At 71.4% G+C, this 17,198-nt stretch carries 18 protein-coding genes and 2 pseudogenes; 10 read left to right on the plus strand and 10 right to left on the minus strand.

The genetic code is table 11. From position 1 onward, the window contains the following. The 4 genes from ABD951_RS12790 to ABD951_RS12805 all read left to right on the plus strand — a co-directional run. The coding region (locus ABD951_RS12790) for a winged helix-turn-helix domain-containing protein (RefSeq protein ID WP_345345312.1) at window positions 1-480 on the plus strand (480 nt) is incomplete at its 5' end. Next, complete coding sequence (locus ABD951_RS12795) at window positions 477-1,217, plus strand: sirohydrochlorin chelatase (RefSeq protein WP_345345314.1); 741 nt, start codon at window positions 477-479, stop codon at window positions 1,215-1,217. The genes ABD951_RS12790 and ABD951_RS12795, both read left to right, overlap by 4 nt. A 189-nt stretch (window positions 1,218-1,406) precedes the next feature. After that, complete coding sequence (locus ABD951_RS12800) at window positions 1,407-1,856, plus strand: FAS1-like dehydratase domain-containing protein (RefSeq protein ID WP_345345316.1); 450 nt, start codon at window positions 1,407-1,409, stop codon at window positions 1,854-1,856. Further along, window positions 1,853-2,290 (plus strand): MaoC/PaaZ C-terminal domain-containing protein, encoded by a 438-nt coding sequence (locus tag ABD951_RS12805; protein ID WP_345345318.1) that lies wholly within the window; start codon window positions 1,853-1,855, stop codon window positions 2,288-2,290. Before ABD951_RS12800 ends, ABD951_RS12805 begins: the two co-directional genes overlap by 4 nt. Window positions 2,291-2,314: 24 nt before the next feature. On the opposite strand, the gene ABD951_RS12810 is transcribed toward ABD951_RS12805, so the two are convergent. From ABD951_RS12810 to ABD951_RS12820, 3 genes are all read right to left on the minus strand, one after another. Continuing rightward, window positions 2,315-4,063 carry an NTP transferase domain-containing protein gene (locus ABD951_RS12810; RefSeq protein WP_345345320.1) on the minus strand — a complete coding sequence of 583 codons (1,749 nt, stop codon included), beginning with the start codon at window positions 4,061-4,063 and terminating at the stop codon, window positions 2,315-2,317. 128 nt (window positions 4,064-4,191) lie between these two features. Continuing rightward, entirely contained in the window at window positions 4,192-4,551 is a 360-nt protein-coding gene (locus ABD951_RS12815) for a DUF732 domain-containing protein (protein WP_345345322.1), read from the minus strand. Between the two features lie 142 nt (window positions 4,552-4,693). Beyond that, window positions 4,694-5,377: a TetR/AcrR family transcriptional regulator gene (locus tag ABD951_RS12820; RefSeq protein WP_345345324.1), complete on the minus strand. Its 684-nt coding sequence runs from the start codon at window positions 5,375-5,377 to the stop codon at window positions 4,694-4,696. A gap of 218 nt (window positions 5,378-5,595) precedes the next feature. On the opposite strand from ABD951_RS12820, the gene ABD951_RS12825 reads away from it, so the two are divergent. From ABD951_RS12825 to ABD951_RS12840, 4 genes are all read left to right on the plus strand, one after another. Further along, window positions 5,596-7,140, plus strand: a complete 1,545-nt coding sequence (locus ABD951_RS12825; RefSeq protein ID WP_345345326.1) for a bifunctional 3-(3-hydroxy-phenyl)propionate/3-hydroxycinnamic acid hydroxylase — start codon at window positions 5,596-5,598, stop codon at window positions 7,138-7,140. 23 nt (window positions 7,141-7,163) lie between these two features. Further along, window positions 7,164-8,063 carry a VOC family protein gene (locus tag ABD951_RS12830; protein WP_345345328.1) on the plus strand — a complete coding sequence of 300 codons (900 nt, stop codon included), beginning with the start codon at window positions 7,164-7,166 and terminating at the stop codon, window positions 8,061-8,063. A 40-nt stretch (window positions 8,064-8,103) separates the two neighbouring features. After that, on the plus strand, window positions 8,104-8,943 hold the full coding sequence (locus tag ABD951_RS12835) for an alpha/beta fold hydrolase (RefSeq protein WP_345345330.1): 840 nt from the start codon (window positions 8,104-8,106) through the stop codon (window positions 8,941-8,943). A gap of 102 nt (window positions 8,944-9,045) precedes the next feature. Next, complete coding sequence (locus ABD951_RS12840) at window positions 9,046-10,203, plus strand: MBL fold metallo-hydrolase (RefSeq protein ID WP_345345332.1); 1,158 nt, start codon at window positions 9,046-9,048, stop codon at window positions 10,201-10,203. 79 nt (window positions 10,204-10,282) lie between these two features. On the opposite strand, the gene ABD951_RS12845 is transcribed toward ABD951_RS12840, so the two are convergent. Genes ABD951_RS12845 through ABD951_RS12860 form a run of 4 tightly spaced genes read right to left on the minus strand, consistent with a single transcriptional unit; the run spans window position 10,283 to window position 14,175 of the window. After that, a complete protein-coding gene (locus tag ABD951_RS12845) occupies window positions 10,283-11,554 on the minus strand; it encodes an FAD-dependent monooxygenase (protein ID WP_345345334.1) in 1,272 nt (423 codons plus the stop codon). A 13-nt stretch (window positions 11,555-11,567) separates the two neighbouring features. After that, entirely contained in the window at window positions 11,568-12,194 is a 627-nt protein-coding gene (locus ABD951_RS12850) for a maleylpyruvate isomerase family mycothiol-dependent enzyme (RefSeq protein ID WP_345345336.1), read from the minus strand. After that, on the minus strand, window positions 12,191-13,021 hold the full coding sequence (locus ABD951_RS12855) for a fumarylacetoacetate hydrolase family protein (RefSeq protein WP_345345337.1): 831 nt from the start codon (window positions 13,019-13,021) through the stop codon (window positions 12,191-12,193). Before ABD951_RS12855 ends, ABD951_RS12850 begins: the two co-directional genes overlap by 4 nt. Further along, a complete protein-coding gene (locus ABD951_RS12860) occupies window positions 13,018-14,175 on the minus strand; it encodes a cupin domain-containing protein (protein ID WP_345345338.1) in 1,158 nt (385 codons plus the stop codon). The genes ABD951_RS12855 and ABD951_RS12860 overlap by 4 nt, the downstream gene beginning before the upstream one ends. 65 nt (window positions 14,176-14,240) lie before the next feature. Here ABD951_RS12860 and ABD951_RS12865 point away from each other — a divergent pair, with 65 nt between their 5' ends. Together ABD951_RS12865 and ABD951_RS12870 are read left to right on the plus strand one after the other, a co-directional pair. Then, window positions 14,241-15,032: an IclR family transcriptional regulator gene (locus ABD951_RS12865; RefSeq protein ID WP_345345339.1), complete on the plus strand. Its 792-nt coding sequence runs from the start codon at window positions 14,241-14,243 to the stop codon at window positions 15,030-15,032. Window positions 15,033-15,224: 192 nt separating this feature from the next. Continuing rightward, complete coding sequence (locus ABD951_RS12870; protein ID WP_345345341.1) at window positions 15,225-16,406, plus strand: AfsR/SARP family transcriptional regulator; 1,182 nt, start codon at window positions 15,225-15,227, stop codon at window positions 16,404-16,406. Between the two features lie 156 nt (window positions 16,407-16,562). Here the strand turns inward: ABD951_RS12870 and ABD951_RS28665 are convergent, their stop codons facing one another. The 3 genes and pseudogenes from ABD951_RS28665 to ABD951_RS28675 form a co-directional block, all read right to left on the minus strand. After that, on the minus strand, window positions 16,563-16,844 hold the full coding sequence (locus ABD951_RS28665; protein ID WP_425569837.1) for a hypothetical protein: 282 nt from the start codon (window positions 16,842-16,844) through the stop codon (window positions 16,563-16,565). A gap of 3 nt (window positions 16,845-16,847) precedes the next feature. Then, window positions 16,848-17,030: pseudogene (locus ABD951_RS28670) on the minus strand (hypothetical protein); the annotation flags it as partial. 17 nt (window positions 17,031-17,047) lie between these two features. Next, window positions 17,048-17,182: pseudogene (locus tag ABD951_RS28675) on the minus strand (DUF222 domain-containing protein); the annotation flags it as partial. Window positions 17,183-17,198: the final 16 nt, after the last annotated feature.

The raw sequence follows: 17,198 nt of genomic DNA on the forward strand, positions 1-17,198 counted from the left end.
TCGCTGCTCGCCGCATTGGGTGGTCGGGTGGTCCCGGTGTGCGTCGGCCCGGTGACCGCGGCTCCGCTCAAGGCGCTCGGGGTGCGCACCACGATGCCGGCGCGGGCGCGCCTCGGCTCCCTGGCCCGGCACATCGCCGAGGAACTGCCTCGGCGCGCGATGACGATCCGCGCGGCCGGGCACCAGCTGAGCGTGCGCGGCGGCTGCGTCGTCGTCGACGGCGAGGTCCGGCAACTGGCCCCGGCCGCGATGGCGCTGATGCGTACCCTCGCGCACCGTCCCGGCCGCGTCGTCTCCCGCGAGGAACTGCTGGCCGTCCTGCCGGGCGGCGGCGGCGACACCCACGCCGTCGAGACGGCGATCGCGCGGCTGCGCTCCTGCCTCGGCGCGCCCAAGATCATCCAGACCGTCGTCAAACGCGGCTACCGGCTCGCCGTAGATCCCGGTGAGTGCGGCGACGACGCCGGGAAGCGGCCGTGACCGGGCAGGTCGGGCGAGTCGGGTCCGCCGCGCCTGCGCTGGTGCTGGTCGCCCACGGCACCCGCAATCCCCGCGGGGTCGACCTGGTCGCGGCGCTCGCCGAGGAGGTCGCCGCGGCCGTCGGGACGACCCGCGTCGCGTTCGTCGACGTCCTCGGCCCGTCCCCGGCGGAGGTCCTGCGGGACCTGGCGGTGCCCGCCGTCGTGGTGCCCGCGTTCCTGGCGTCCGGCTACCACGTCCACACCGACGTCCCGCGCGAGGTCGCGGAGTCGGGGCATCCCGACGTCCACGTCACCGCGGCGCTCGGTCCGGACCCGGTGCTGGCGTCGGTCCTGTTCGAGCGGCTGCGCGAGCGCGGGTGGCGCCCCGGCGACGCGGTGGTCCTCGCCGCGGCCGGGTCCTCGGACCGGCGGGCTCTCGCCGACGTCCGGCGGGCGGCGGCGATGCTCGCGGACCTGACCGGCGCCCGCGTCGACATCGGTTTCGTGGCGACCGCGCAGCCGCGGGTCGCCGACGTGGTGTCCCGGGTCCGGCGCGAGACCGGTCGGAAGGTGTTCGTCGCGTCGTACCTGTTGGCGCCCGGGCTCTTCCACACCCGGCTCGCGGCGGCGGGCGCGGACGGGGTGACGGAGCCGCTCGGCGCACACCCGGATCTGGTGCGACTGCTGGTGTCGCGGTACGCCGACGTCGCAGCCGCGGGCGTTCGGCCCGAGCTCGAGGTGGCCCCGGCACGGTGACCGGCGTTGCTCGCCGAGCATCCCGGGTGCGGCCTCGGCGGCCGGCCCGGACTCGGCGGCGGAGCGGCGCAGCGGCCGATCCGCCGCGGCGTCGTCGAGGTGATCACGGTCGGCACCGCGGGGTGACGCAGCGAACATCCGGTGGCCCGACCCGACACCCGGGCCGCCGCCTGCCGATATCCTCGTTCGATGTCATCACTGAATCCCAACCTCACCGGGCGGGTCTTCCCACCGACGACCTACCTCGTCGGTCGGGAGAAGATCCGTGAGTTCGCCCGCGCCGTGCGCTCGACGAACCCGCTCCACCTCGACGTCGACGCCGCCCGCGCCGCCGGATTCGCGGACGTGATCGCCCCGACCACGTTCACCGCCGTGGTGCAGGGCCCCGCGGTGATGCAACTGGTGGAGACCCCGGACACCGGACTCGAGCCGAGCCGCGTCGTGCACGGGTCGGAGCGGATCGAGCACCGCCGCCCGATCGTCGCCGGCGACAACCTGGCCACCACGCTGACCATCACCGACGTCACCGAACGGGCCGGCAACTCGATCCTGTCGACGGTCTGCGAGATCCACGACGAGACCGGATCCCCGGTCGCCACCGTCACCTCCACCCTGCTGCACCGAGGAGACGACGCATGACGCGCGGTGCCACCCCGGTGTTCGCGGACCTCGAGATCGGGATGGTCGTGGCGAAGGCCGATCTGGTCGTCACCCGCGACGACCTGGTCCGCTACGCCGGAGCCTCGGGCGACCTGAACCCGATCCACTTCAACGACGCCACCGCGGCCGCCGTCGGCCTCCCGGGCGTCCTCGCCCACGGCATGCTCACCGCGGGCCTCGCCCTGCAGACGGTCGCGGACTGGATCGGGAACCCGAGCGCGATCGTCTCCTACGAGACCCGGTTCACGCGGCCCGTCGTCGTCGACCAGGTCGACGGCGCCGATCTGTCGATCTCCGCGAAGGTGGCCCGTCTCGACGCCGACGACCGCACCGCGCGCATCGACATCACCGTCTCCAGCGGCGGCCGGACGGTCCTCGGGAAGACCCAGGCCCAGGTCGTGTTCGCGGCCTGAGGCTCGACGCCGGACGACGGGCGGTCACCGCGGCAGCAGCAGCAGTTCCGCGTGCCCGCCGTCCGGTGTGCCGGGCTCGATCACGGCGAGCGCGTCGGCGCCGACCAGCGCACCGAGGTGGGCGGTGCGGACCTGCGACACCCCGACCCACGCGCCGTCCGGCTGCCGGGTGACCGGCACGATCCGCGGCGTGTGCGCGCGGGTTCCGGCCGGGGCGAGTTCGGCCGCGTTGGCGACCGCCCCACTGACCGGGACCGGACGCGGGGCGCCGGTCAGGGCCGCCGCGATCGACGGCGCGGTCAGCAGCACCGTCGCCACCGCCGCGTAGGGGTTGCCGGGCAGCCCCAGGACGACCCGCTCGTCGGGCAGGACCGCGACGACCTGTGAGCCGCCGGGCCGGCACCGGACCCCGTTGACGACCATCCGCGCGCCCGCCCGGCCCAGGGCGTGGCGCAGGTGGTCCGCGGCGCCGCCACCGGTTGCGCCGACGATCACGATCACGTCCGCGTCGATGGTGCCCGCCGCGAGGAGTTCGTCGAATCCGCCCGCCGTGTCCCGCAGGTGGGTGTCCGCCTCCGCCCGCAGTCCGCACCACGAAAGGTAGTGCGGCAGCACGGGTCCCAGCGAGTCTCGGGTCTGACCGTCGCGCAGCGGGCCGTCGCGGCGGATCTCGTCGCCGGTGACGACGACGTGCGCGCGGACCGGTCCCCGCACCAGCAGTTCGGTGACCTCGGCGCTCCGTGCCAGGGAGGCCAGTGCCGCGGTCACCGGCGTGCCTCCCGGGGCGAGGGGCGCGCCCGGCGCCCAGTCCTCGCCGCGGCGGCGGGTGTCGTCGCGATCCGGGGCGTCGGGCCTGCGGGACAGCGTCTGCCCGTCCAGGCCGGCGTGCTCGTCGCGGATCACAGCGGTGGCGCCGGTCGGCAGGTGCGCGCCGGTCGCGATCCGCACGGCGTGCCCCGGATCGAGGACCACCTCGTCGGCGGAGCCGGCATACCGGACGGCGGCGTCGAGTTGCCACGGACCGGGGCCGGACACCGCGTAGCCGTCCATCGCGGACGTGTCGAGGCGGGGCAGCGCGTCGACCGAGACCAGCGGCTGCGCGAGGACGCCGCCGACGGCGGCCAGCGGCGACAGCTCGAGCGCGGGCAGGGTCTCGATGCGGCGGCGGATCGCGGCGCGGGCGTCGACGATCGAGGCGGGGCCGGCATCGTCCGCCGCCCGCGCGGCCGCGAGGTCCTCCGCGGTGTCGCAGTCGGAGATGCCCGACATCTGGACCGTTGCGAAGCCGTGCGGAACAAGCGATTTCATCGCCTGATTGGAGAGCCCGTCCAGCGCGGCGAGACGCGCCGCGAGAACGTCGCGGCGCCAGACCCCGAGCAGGAACTGAACGCGTCCGGTCTCGTCGATCGCGAACGCGGCGTCGGTTCCGCCGCGGAGGGTGTCCCGGAGCCGGTCGACCGCGTCGGCGGTCAGCGTGGGCAGGTCCGCGGCGAGCACCGCGACCACCGCGCTGCCGCCGGCCTCGCGCAGACCCGCGGCCAGCGCCGAGACCGGCCCCGAACCGCGCGGCGATTCCTGGACCTGCCGGATCGTCGAATCGAGCTCGGGCCGGCGGGGTCCGACGACCACCGTCGCGGCGGCACCGGCGACGGCGGCGAGTGCGGTGGTGAGCATGCTGCGCCCGTGGACCTCGAGAGCGGGCTTGTCGACGCCGCCCATCCGGCTGCCGGACCCGCCGGCGAGGACGATGGCGTCAAAGGGTTCGGCCGTCATCGGTCCATCGTCGCACGTGCGGGTACGGCGCCCGCGACACCCGGCGGTGGCCGAACCGATGTCCCCGCGGGCGCCGGAAACACGACCGCTCCCCGCCCCGGGAGTGGGCGGGGAGCGGCCGCTCGGGGTCAGGCGGGGAGCTCGTCGTGGTACTGCGGGCAGTAGACGCCGACGGAGCCGCCGATGAGGTACCCGACCTGGTAGGGGGTGAGGTCGGTCTGGTGGATTCCTTCGGCCGCGATGGTGTCGAAGCTGGTGCCGCGGGCGAACTCGCCGCAGATGTCGTGGGCGAGGCCCACGCCCTGGTCGGGGGTGTCGAAGACGATGCCCTGCTCGGCCATGCCCTCGATGAACCGTGAATCGTCGGCGGACAGGGTCGAGGAGACCGCGGCGTGCGCGACGGCAGCCGCGCCGACACCGCCCAGTGCGCTCAGGCCGATCGAGGCGGCGATGACGGTGGTGCGGGCGGCAGTGCTGAGGGTGAACATCGGAGGGCTTTCTCGAGTCGGTGTGAACTGGCAAGAGAAAGAATCGGACCCGGGCCTGACCGGATCCTTGTCGGATCCTTGACGCCGGATCCGTGACGCCCGATCGTCCGCGCCGATGCGCGGCGACGCCCTGGGGTGGCCGCTAGACGGCCTGCGCCGACGCGGTCCCGGCCTCCGCCTGGGCCCGTAGTGCGTTGACGCGTGCCTCGCCGATCGCGGCGATCGCATCGGTGAGCTGATTCATGAACTCGGCCATCGGTTTTCCGTCCTTCGTCTGCCGGGAGACGAAGGCGCCGTCGAAGCCGGCCATGCCGAAGTGGGCGAGTTCGTCGGCGACGACGGTCGCGATGTCGTCGCCCTCGACCGCGAACGCCGAGTGGATCATGTCCCGCATCAGTTCGCGGCCCTCGCTGCGCACGTCGATGACGGTCCGCATCGCCTCGGCGGCCCCGGCCGCCTCGTTGCTCATCACCAGGACGAGCATCAGGCGCAGGAACTCCTCGTGGTGAACGGAGACCTCGCCCGTCTGCCGCAGGTACCAGCCCAGGCGCTCGCGCGGTGAGCCGCCCGCCGGCGGGTTCCGGTGTGCCGCGCGCATCGCGTCGAAGAAGGCCCGAGCACCGCGGGCCATCACCTCGGACAGCAGGCCGGCCTTCGACTCGAAGTGGTGGTAGAAGGCGCTGCGGGGCAGGCCCGTCTCCTTGACCAGCACCGACATCGACGTCCCCGCGTATCCGCGCGCGGACATGACCCGGGCGGCGACGTCGAGGATCTCCTGGCGTGAGCGCCGACCTCGTCGGTTTCCGTTCGGTGCGGCGTTCTCCATCCCGCCAGTGTAGGTCGCGCCGGGCCTCTCGCCGCCGGGTGCCGGGCCCCCGGATTGCTCCTTGACAGCTCCCGTGGCGCTGTTACGCTGCTCACTATTGGACGGAACGATCGTTCCAAAACATGGCTTGCGGGAGGGCGGCACGGACCGCTCGGTCCCGGGAACTCACATCCGAATCCGCACCGCACGCTGCGGTCGACCACACGAAAGCCCTGCTCATGAACGAGAAGTACGACGCCGACGTCGCGATCGTCGGCTACGGCCCGAGCGGCGTCATCGCGGCGCTCACGCTCGCCAAGCACGGAATCTCCGCCGTCGCTCTCGAGCGCGACCGCGATGTCTACCAGCGCGCGCGGGCCGTCACCGTCAACGACTGGACGATGCGCATCTTCCAGAGCCTCGGCGTGGACGAGGCCGTCAAGAAGGACATGGACCCGCAACGTGCGCTGCGCTGGCAGACCTACGACGGCGTCGAACTGCTCCGCATCGACCATCCGCCGTCGACCCTGGGCATCAAGCCGCGATTCTTCAACATCTACCAGCCCACGATGGAAGCGAAGCTGCGCGAGTGCGCGGCCGAGTACGACCGACTCCTCGACGTCCGGTACGGGTCGGAGGTGGTCTCCCTCGATCAGGACGACACCGGCGTCACGGTGACCGCGAAGGACACCGCCACCGGTGAAACCTCCTCCACCCGTGTGCGTTACGTGCTCGGATGTGACGGCGGCAGCAGCCCGACCCGGGGGCAGCTGGGCGTCGAGCTGCTCGGCGACACGATCGACGTGATGTGGATCGTCATCGACTGCCGCGTCAAGCGGTGGTGGCCCGACCGCAACCTGCTCACGTTCTGGTCGGACGCGAAGCGGCCCGTCGTCGACATCTCGCTCTCGCAGGGCAACCACCGGTGGGAACTGCCGCTCCAGCCGGGGGAGAGCGAGGCGGATTTCGCCACGAACGAGCAGGTGTGGCCGCTGCTCAACGCGCTCGGTGTCACCGAGGACGACGTCGAGATCCACCAGCACGCCTTCTACCGGCATCACACCCGCATGGCCGACACCTGGCGCGTGGGTCGCACCTTCCTGGTCGGCGACGCGGCGCATCTCATGCCGCCCTGGGCCGGGGCCGGGATGCAAACGGGCATGCGCGATGCCTACGACATCGGCTGGAAGTTGGCGGGCGTCATCAAGGGCGAGCTGGACGAGAGTTTCCTCGACACGTACGAGGCGGAGCGGCGTCCCAACGCCGCTATGTACACGAATCTGGCTGTCGAGCTGGGCAGGATCATCAAGCAGGAGCTGTCGGACGAGGAGCAGGCCGCCCTCGCGGTCCCGCCCCAGGACCCCGAGAACCCGCCGGAACCGCCGCTGATCGCGCCGCCGTTCCTGGTCGCGGGATGGTTGCGCGGCCCGATCGACGAGTCGAGCATCGTCGGCCGGATGGTGCCGCAGCCCGAGGTCGGCGACACCCGAGGAGTGATCGCACGCCTCGACGACCTGCTCGGCGACGGCTTCGTGCTCCTCGGCGACGACGTCGACCCCGCGTCGCTGCTGAGCCCGCAGGAGAAGGCCGGGTGGGACGCGCTCGGTGCGCGCTACATCGCAGTTCGTCCGCAGGACAAGCACACTCGGGGCCCCGACGAGTTGGTCGACCTCGACGAGGTCCTCGGGCCCTGGTTGCGCAGGTTCGGTGTCCGCGCCGTCGCCGTCCGCCCCGACAAGTTCGTCGCCGCCGCCGACGTCAGCGGACTCGGCATCCCCGCCTGACCCCGATCGAAGGAGAACCACTGATGACCAGCGTGACCGAACTCGCGTACATCGGCGTCGAGGCGAGCGATCTCGACGCCTGGGAACGCTTCGGCGTCGATCTGATGGGCATGCAACTGGCCGGCCGATCCGAGGGCGCCCTCGCTCTGCGCATGGACTCCAAGGCGCACCGGTGGATCGTCGTCCGTGGCGACGCGGACGACCTGGCGTTCACCGGATTCGCGTGTGCGACCGAGGCGGATCTGGACGAGATCGTCGGCGGACTGCGGGCGGCAGGCACCGAGGTCGTGGAGGGCGGTGCGGATCTCGCCGCCGCCCGCAGGGTCGATCGGATCGTCGTCACGACGGACCCGGTCGGCAACCGCGTGGAGTTGATCGTGGGTCTGGCCGACGCCGACACCCCGTTCCGATCCGAAAAGCTGTTCTCGCGCTTCGTCACCGGTGACGGGGGTGCCGGGCACGAGTTCCTCATGGAGAGGGGTGATCGGGAGACCATCCTCGACTGGTACGGCATCCTCGGCTTCAAGATCACCGACTTCATCAAGGAGCAGGTGGCGCCGGGCGTGTACGCGGACGCCGTGTTCACGCACTGCAACGGCAGGCACCACTCGGTGGCGTGGGCGGACATGCCGTTCCCCAAGCGCATGCACCACTTCATGATCGAGGTCGGCGACATCAACGACGTGGGCCTTGCCTACGACCGCTGCATGGACGCCAAGCAGCCGTTCGAGATGACGCTGGGCATGCACCCCAACGACGAGATGTTCAGCTTCTACGTCCGCACGCCGTCGGGATTCAACATCGAATACGGCTGGGGCGGACTGATCATCGACGACGCCACCTGGGAGATCAAACATCTGGACAAGCTCGACACCTGGGGCCACCGCGCACCCCAGGTCGTCGCGGACCTCCTGCAGCCCTGACATCCGGCCGAGCCGTACCCGCACGAAAAGGAAGACGATCATGCCACTCACCCAGGCCGAGACCGGTCGCACCGTCCGCACCAGGGACTGGAAGCTGCACTACGAGGAGGCCGGCACCGGGCATCCCGTGATCCTGCTGCACGGCAGCGGTCCCGGCGCGACCGGCTGGAGCAACTTCTCCGGGAACATCGAAGCGCTCGCGCGGCACTTCCACGTGTACGCCGTGGACATGCCCGGCTGGGGCCAGTCCGACGCCACCACCGTCGATCGCCTCGATCACGTGGACGCGGCCCTGCAGTTCATGGACGCCCTCGGCATCGAGAAGGCCGCGTTCGTGGGGAACTCGATGGGAGGCGCGACGTCGATGCGCTTCGCCACCGAGCACCCGGATCGGATCTCCCACCTCGTCACGATGGGACCGCCCACACCCGGTCCCAAGCTGTTCGCTGCCGGCGACGGCCCGAGCGAGGGCCTCAAGGTGCTCATCGAGGCATACCGGAACCCGACGCCGGAGACCATGGGCAAGCTGATCGAGATCATGGTCTACGACAAGCAGTTCGCGACGCCGGAACTGTTGGCCGCCCGTTCGGACGCCGCGTCGGCGCGCCCCGAGCATCTCGAGAACTACCTGGCGGGTCTGCCGAAGGGCGCGCCGATCCCGAAGTGGGTGCGGCTCGAGGACCTGCCGAAGGTCGACGTCCCGACCCTGCTGATCCACGGACGTGACGACCGGGTGGTCTCCTACGAGCACTCTCTGATGCTGCTCGCGCTGATCCCCGACTCCCGGCTGGTGATCCTCAACCACTGTGGCCACTGGGCGATGATCGAGCACCCCGACGAATTCAACCGTCTGGTCACGGACTTCATCGCGAACAACTGACCTCGAGCGCACAGACGCTCATTCCGTTCCACTGCCGGCGGCGCCGTGCGGTCGATTCTCTCGGCCGTGCGGCGCCGCCGGACGACTGTTGGAGGACACCTCATGACGTTCGATTCGTGTTGTTCCGCCGTCCCGTCCGAGAAGGGGCTGCCGCGCCGGGGGTTCCTGGGGGCACTCGGGCTCGGCGCCGTCGTGGCGTCCGTCGCCGCCTGCGCGAGCACGGACACCCCGGCGGCCGCGTCCGTCGCGACCGCGGCGTCCGGTGCCGCACCCGAGGGCTTCGGTCCGCTCGAGTTGGTCCTGCTCGGGACCGAGGCCGGGCCGCCGGTCGAGCCCTCGGCCGCCGGGATCTCCACCGCGCTGGTCGTCGACGGAGTCACCTACGTGATCGACTGCGGCCGCGCCTCTCTCACCCAGTACGTCCGGTCCGGACTGCGTCTGGCCGATCTGCGGTCGATCTTCGTCACGCACCTGCACGCCGACCACGTCGCCGACTACTACAACTACTTCCTGCTCGGCGGAAGCGGCCCGAACATCCAGTTCCGCGACGTCCTGTCCGGCCCTGTCGGCGTGTACGGGCCCGGACCCGCCGGTGGCCTCGGCCCGAAGTTCGGTGGTGGCGAGGCCCCGACGATCTCGCCCGAGAACCCGACGCCCGGCATCGCCGAGCTCACCCGGAAGTGTCACGAGGCCTTCGCCTACAGCAGCAATTCCTTCATGCGCGACACCGGAGTTCGCGACGTGCGCACGCTCGCCGACGTCCACGAGATCACGCTCCCGGCGATCGGTGCGACCTTCGAGAACACCAGCCCGGCGATGGACCCGTTCGTGGTGATGGAGGACGACCGGGTGAAGGTGTCCGCCGTCCTGGTCCCGCACGGCCCGATCTTCCCCGCGTTCGCGTTCCGGTTCGACACCGCGCACGGATCGGTGACCTTCTCGGGCGACACCACCTACAGCGAAAATCTGGTGCGACTCGCGCAGGGCTCGGACGTCCTGGTGCACGAGGCGGTCAACGTGCAGGGCGGCGAGGTGAGGCTGCCGCCGGCCGCGCTGGATCACATGCTGCAGTCGCACGTCGAGGTCCAGAAGGTCGGCGAGATCGCGCAGCGGGCCGGTGTGCCGACACTGGTGATCAGCCACCTGATCGATTTCGTGACCACCCCGATCGACCGTGACCGCTGGAAGGCGTGGGCTCGAGAGGGTTACGACGGCGAGGTCATCGTCGGCGAGGATCTTCAGCGGATCCGTGTCTCGTGACCGTCCGTCCGTGAACGAAGGCCGTGTCCGTCCGGTTGCCCGGAGGGACACGGGCCTTTCGTCGGACCGACGACCGCCTCTAGACGGCCTGATCGGCAGAGGACAGCGGGATCGGCTCGAACATCGCCGGTTCGTCCTCCGGGAACAGCGCGGTCGGGCCGTAGATCCAGTCGGTGAACGAGTGGTCGTCGACCGGGCGTGAGCGCAGCAGCACGTTCCGCTGCTCGCGCGGGACGCCGTCCAGGTGCCACAGCTCGCCCCACACGCGCGCCGTCTCGAGCACGCGGCGGCAGTGCTGCGGCCGGACCGCGTCGTAGGCCGCGAGCACACCCGCCCAGTCGACTGTGCCGTCGTCCGAACGGAGGCGATCGACGTGCTGCGCAAGCACCCAGCCGTCCTCGATCGCCATGATCGCGCCCTGGGCCATGTACTGCAGCGGCGGGTGGGCCGCGTCGCCCAGCAGCGCGATCCGCCCGGCGACCCAGGTGTCGATCGGGTCGCGGTCGTACATCCGCCACCACTTGTCGCGCCACATGTGCGGCAGGCCCTGCCGGACTACGTCGCAGGCACCCGTGAACGCGCTGTCGAGCTCGTCCGGGGTACCCCAGTCGTCCAGGCCCGCAACGGCCTTGGGGGACTCGAAGACGGCAACCTGGTTGAGCAGGTCGCCGCCGCGCAGCCCGTAGTGGACGAAGTGGCACCGGGGGCCGACGTACACGACCACCTCGGACAGGTCGACCGGGCGGCCCACGTCCCCGATCGGAACCGTGCCGCGGTAGGCGACGTACGCGGACGACACCGGCTGGTCGTCGACCAGCAGCCTCCGGGCGACGGAGTGCAGACCGTCGGCCGCGATGACGACGGCAGCCTCGTGGACCGTCCCGTCCTGCGTCGCCACGGCGGCCGTCCCGGCCTCCTGCGTTGTCGCGGAGGCCGTCCCGGCCTCCTGGGTGTACGACGTGACCCGCTGCTCGGTGAGCAGCTCGACGCCCGCCTCGCGGCACGCCTCCAGGAACAGGGCGTGCAGATCGCTGCGATGGATGACCAGGTACGGGAAGCCGTACCTGCGCTCCAGATCGCGCAGGTCGAGCGAGGTCAGCTCGCTCCCGTCGACCGCGTCGCGCATCACCATCCGGTCGGGCACGACACCACGGGCCTTCGCCTTCTCCAGCAGGCCGTACGCGTCGAGGATGCGCGTGCAGTTCGGGGCGAGCTGGATGCCCGCGCCGACCTCGCCGAACTCCTGGGCCTGTTCGAGAACCCGCACCCGCAGGCCGAGTCGGGCCAGTGCGAAGGCGGAGCTCAGCCCGCCGATTCCGCCGCCGGCGACGACGATGTCAGGATTGCTCACAGTGCGGCCTCCTCTACAGCCAGGGACCGAGGTCGGGGACATCGGTGAGGGAGTGGGGGCGGCCGGCCAGGTAGGCGGCCACGTCGGGCAGCGGCCCGTCGGGAAGGTCGTCGAGCCCGCGCTTGGCCTGGATGTCCGCCACGAGCGCGGTCAGGAATCCGACGGGGAGGTCCGCGAACGTAACGCCGGCGCCGAGGTCGACGGCGTGAACGCACACTTCGCGGGCCCGCAGCCACGGGATGTCCGTGGCGGGCACCGTGCGGCCCTGCGCGGTGACGACCTCCGCCTGCCACTGCGCCTCGGACAGGGTGTCCATCGCGGCGGCGAGAGTGCGGACGGCGTCGCCGGTCCAGGCCGCCAGCTCGGTCGCCGAGCGCGTGGCGCCGGCGTCGATGTCGGCGTTGCGCTGGTCCGCGGACGCGTACATCGGCGTGCGCTCACCGGTCCGAGCCCAGTGGACGAGGTTGCCCAGCGCGTCCGCGTTCGCGGCGACGTGCGCCACGAGGTGCTTGCGGGTCCAGCCGGGCAGGGCACTCGGCGCCGACATCTGCGGCTCGTCGAACCCGGTCACCTGCGCGGTGAACAGCCTGGTGCCGTGCGCGACCCAGGCCAGCGCGTCGTCGTGCGTGCGCACCGTCACGCCTCCGCGACGACCTGGTTGGTGCACGCGCCGAGTCCGGCGATCCGCGTCACGACGGTCTCGCCGCCGACGAGGTACACCTTGGGGTCACGGGCGTGGCCGACACCGGCGGGTGTGCCGGTCGCGATCATGTCGCCCGGGTTGAGCCGGATGATCGTCGAGACGTACTGCACCAGGTGAACGGGGTCGAAGAGCAGCGTGCCGGTGTCGTCGTGTTGCATGACCGTGCCGTCGACGATCGTTTCGACCTCGAGTGCCGGCCGCACGCCCCCGACCTCGTCGGGGGTGACGACGTAGGGCCCGACCGGGGTGGAGGAGTCCCAGATCTTGCCCTGGGTCCACTCGATGGTCCGGAACTGCCAGTCGCGCACCGACACGTCGTTCATGACGGTGAAGCCGGCGATGGCGGCGGCGGCCTCGTCCTCGGTGGCCCGACGGACCGGCTTGCCGACGACGACCACGAGCTCGACCTCCCAGTCGAGGGCGTCGGTCTCGGCGGGCTTGACGATCGGATCGTTCGCGCCGATGAGGCTGTCGGCGAACTTCGTGAACAGGGTCGGGTGGCTCGGGAGCTCGCGACCCATCTCCTTGATGTGGTTCGTGTAGTTGTGGCCGACGCAGATCACCTTCGACGGACGGGGCACGGCGGGAGCGAAGTCGGCGCCCTCGGCCGGCCAGGTCTCGCCCGTGGTGTCGGCGGCGATCGCGGCCCAGTCCTCCCGGGCGAGCAGTGCGCCGAGGTCGTCGTGGCCGAGGTCGACCAGGATGTCGCCGTCGAGCCGGACGGCGCGGGTGCCGCCGCCCACGCGGACGGTTGCGAGCTTCATCGGGTGATCTCCTGACGGTTGAGGTGGAGCGCTTCGAAGACGGGCGCATCGGAGAAACGGAAGAGGTCGAGTGCACCGGAGTCCGAGTCGGTGCCGCCGGCCTCGGACCTGGCGGAGAACGGCGTCCACGACGGAACGACGAACAGGTCGCCGCGGATGACCGACCAGGTCGCGTCGCCGACGGTCACCGTGCCGGAGCCGTCGAAGACCTGGTAGACCGACGACCCGGTCTCTCGCACGGGCGCGGTCTCGGAGCCGCGGGCGATCCGGTGGAACTCCGTGCGCACGGTCGGAAGCACGTCGGATCCGTTGTGCGGATTGGAGAATCGGACCGCGGCGTGACCGGGTTCGACGGTGCCGCCGTACCCTTCCTTCTCCAGCTGTAGCTGGTCGGTGAGGGCGGCGTCGGTGTGCTCCCACTTGTAGGCCAGCAGCGGCGTGCCCGGGGCGACCTCGCCGACCGACAGCGGCCGCAGACCGGGGTGGCCCCACAGTCGCTCGGAGCGGGAGCGTTCCGGCGTGATCCGTTCGGCGTCGCCGAGTTCCGCACGACCGAACTCGAAGAACTGCGACTCGGTGACGTACTGGAACGGGATGTCCAGCCCGTCGATCCAGGCCATCGGCTCGCTGGTCGCATTGTGGTGCGCGTGCCAGTTCCAGCCCGCCTGCGGCAGGAAGTCGCCGCGGCGCATCGGAACGGCATCGCCGACGGCCTTCTCGCCGTTGCCGCCGACCACCGTCCACACACCCGAGCCCTCGACGACGAACCGGAACGCGTGCTGGGTGTGTCGGTGCTCGGGGGCGTCCTCACCCGGCATCAGGTACTGGATCGCCGCCCACAGTGTCGGGGTGGCGAAGGGGCGACCACCGAGGGAAGGGTTCGCCAACGCGATCGCGCGCCGTTCGCCGCCACGGCCGACGGGCACGATGTCGCCCGCCTTCTGCGCCAGGCCGAGAAGGTTCTCCCATCGCCACAGGTGCGGTACCGCATGCGATCGCGGCTGCGCGGGCATCAGGTCACCGATCTCGGTCCACAGCGGAACGAGCAGTTCCCGCTCGAAGCCGCGGTACAGCTCCTCGAGGGCGGGCGTCACATCCGGTTGATTCGGCGCGGAAACCGCCCGCAATCGGACGGGGGTGTCAGTCGAGCTCATGTCGTCTACAGTGACGCCTGCCGAACCAGCAGAACACAGAATTCTGGAGAGCGGAACGGGTGACGATGAGCAGCACCGAACCGAAGACGCCGCCGACCTACATCGTGACCAGCGCCGACCATGCGCTCCGGGCCGCGGTCATGCTGCAGCTCGAAGGCGGCCTCACGGTCAGCCAGGTCGCCGAGCGGCTCGGTGTCGCGCGGTCGACGGCCCACCGGCTGCTGCAGACGCTCGTCTACCGGGATTTCGCGGTCCAGGACGAGGACCGCGTCTACCACCCGGGTCCGGTCCTCGAACTCGCGACGCACTCGCAGTCGCGGACGTCGCAGCTGCGGGCCGCCGCGCTGCCGCACCTGCACCGGCTCGTCGACGTCGTCGGGGAGACCGCGAACCTGACGATCCGCACGGGCGACACCACCCGCTTCATCGCCAGCGTCGAGTGCCGCCACGCTCTCCGGGTGGGCTCACGCGAGGGCATGGTGTTCCCGGCGCACCGCACCACCGCCGGCCTGGTGCTGCTCGCGGCGCTCGACCCGGTCGAGGTGGAGGAACTCTATGCCGTCGAGCGATACGGCGAGCGTCCGGACGAACGGCCGGACCTGGCCGGTCTCCGAACTCAGCTCGCCCGCGTCCGCCGTGCCGGGTTCGCGCTCAACGACGGTCTGTCGGAGCGAGGTGTGATCGCGATCGGGGTGCCGGTGCGGGGCCCGGACGGCGCGGCACTGGCGGGTCTGTCGATCTCGATACCGACGGTCCGTTACGACCGCACCCAGTTGCCGACTCTCGTCGCCACCCTGCACCGCACGGCAGGCGCGATCGAGGAGAGTGGACGCGAACCGGGCACGAGCCTGCGCTGAAAGCACGCGGTGGGGGCCGCGTCGTGAGCCTCGATCGGTTGATCCTCGTGGGTGGCGAGGTCCGGGGCACGCTCGGCGCCGCAGCGGCCGTGAGGTCACGGTGAAGCCGGCGCCGCCCGGCAGGTGCCCACCCTGTGCCGGCCGGTGGGCGGCGCCCATACTGGACGAGGGACGATCCGAGGACGACAGGCCATGTCGGAGCACAACAGCACCGAACCAGCTTCCCGGCCGCCGAGGACCCCGGCCGGGCATCGCCTCGGATTCCGGATTCTCGGCAGCCTCGAGGTGACCGTCGACGGGGCGGCTCAGACGCTCGGCGGAACCCAGCGGCGCACCGCGCTCGCGATGCTGCTGATCCGGCACGGCCGGACCGTCTCCGCCGACACGCTCGCCGACGCGGTCTGGGACGAGTACCCCCCGGACGGGTACCAGGCCGCGTTGCACGTGATCGTCTCCAAGCTGCGCAAGGTGATCGGCGCCGCCGGGGTGGACCCGAAGGCGGTCCTGGCGACGGCGTCGCCCGGATATCGCCTGACGATCCCGGACGAGGACTACGACCTCGCGCGATTCCGGGCACTGTCGCTCACCGGCCGGGAACTCGCCGTCGCGGGCCGGTTCGACGAGGCCGGCGTCACCCTGCAGCGTGCGCTGGGGGAGTGGCGGGGACCGGTCCTCGAGAACGTCCGGGGACCCCGGTTCGTCGAGGACTTCGCCGATCAGATCGACGAGGAACTCCTCGCCGCCGCGTCCGCGCGCGTCCACGCCGAGATCGAGTGCGGGCACGCGGATTCGGTGATCGCGTCGCTGGTCGCGTTGACGACCGAGCATCCGTTCCAGGAGCCGCTGTGGGCGCAGTTGATCACCGCACTGCACCTGGCGGGCCGATCCGCGGACGCGCTCGACGCGGCCGCGCGGCTGCGTTCCCTCCTCGCCGACGAGTTGGGCATCGTCCCGTCCGGGCCGCTGCGGGACCTCGAACGGCGGATCCGCGACCAGCAGTCCCTCGACGTCGGGGCGACGTCGATGACGCTGACGCTGCTCGACCGGGAGATCGGCACCGCACACGGCGTGCTGCGCGATCGCGACGGCCGGTCGACGACGATCCCGCCCGGCGGCCTCCGGATCGGCCGCAAGCCCGGCAACGACGTGGTGATCGACGGCGCCAACGTCAGCCGGCATCACGCTGTTGTCCGGAACGCCGACTCCCGCTTCGAGATTCGGGATCTCGGTTCCCTCAACGGCACCCGTGTCAACGGTGACCGAATCGGTGACCGCACCGTGCTCCGGCCCGGTGACGTGATCCGCATCGGCGACGTGGAGTGGACGTTCGAGCAGAGCAGCGAGCTCGACCCGGGGTCCGACGGGGAACGGTGACGGTGCGTCGGTGTCACGGCCCGATCGCGCCGATCGACAGGTACGCGGGGATCCCCTCGCGCCGTTCGGGCCCGTTGGCGGAACGACGACAGGCGCAGCTGGATGCCCGGCCCCCGAGCCGAGGCAGGTCGAATCGGTGGTGCGGACGACCGTGGGTCACGGCGCATCGTCGCCACCCGCATCCTCGGCGCCGCGTCCCTGTCGTCGTCGGTGTTCCCGGAGTTCGGCGTCGCGGCGGGCGCGGTGGTTGTCGAGCGCCTGGGCGATGGTTCGGTCGAGGTGGTGGCGGTGGTTGACCCGGGGTGTGCGGGTGGGGTCGAGGTGGGCGGGTGGGATCCATTCGGTGCGGCCGGGGTGCGCGGTGCCGTCGGCTGCGGTGCGGGTGCGCCAGCCGCCGGGGCCGTCGTGGACCAGGGCGTGGCAGTGATCGCACGCCAAATCCAGGGAGTCGATGTCGGTGCGGCCACCCTTGTTCCATTCGGTGACGTGTGGGGTCCCCCCTGCACGAAGTGCTTGGGGCGGACGGCGGTCATCGAGGCGGGTGCATCGCAGCCGGGTCGGGTGCAGCCACGCGACGCCGCGATCAACGCGAGCCTCTGGTCCGCGGACACCAGTCGTTTGGATCGACCCAGGTGTAGCGGTCGGCCGTGGTGGTCGAACACCGCGAGCACCGGGTGCGCCTTCTCGGCCATCCGCAGCGCGTCGCGGACCGGGACCAGACCACCGGTGCCGGTGGTGGCCAGCCCCGTGGCGTCTTCCAGTTGCTGCACGGTCATGGTCGCGATGACGGTG

It is taken from the genome of Rhodococcus olei (assembly GCF_039540555.1).
Lineage (GTDB): Bacteria > Actinomycetota > Actinomycetes > Mycobacteriales > Mycobacteriaceae > Rhodococcus_G > Rhodococcus_G olei.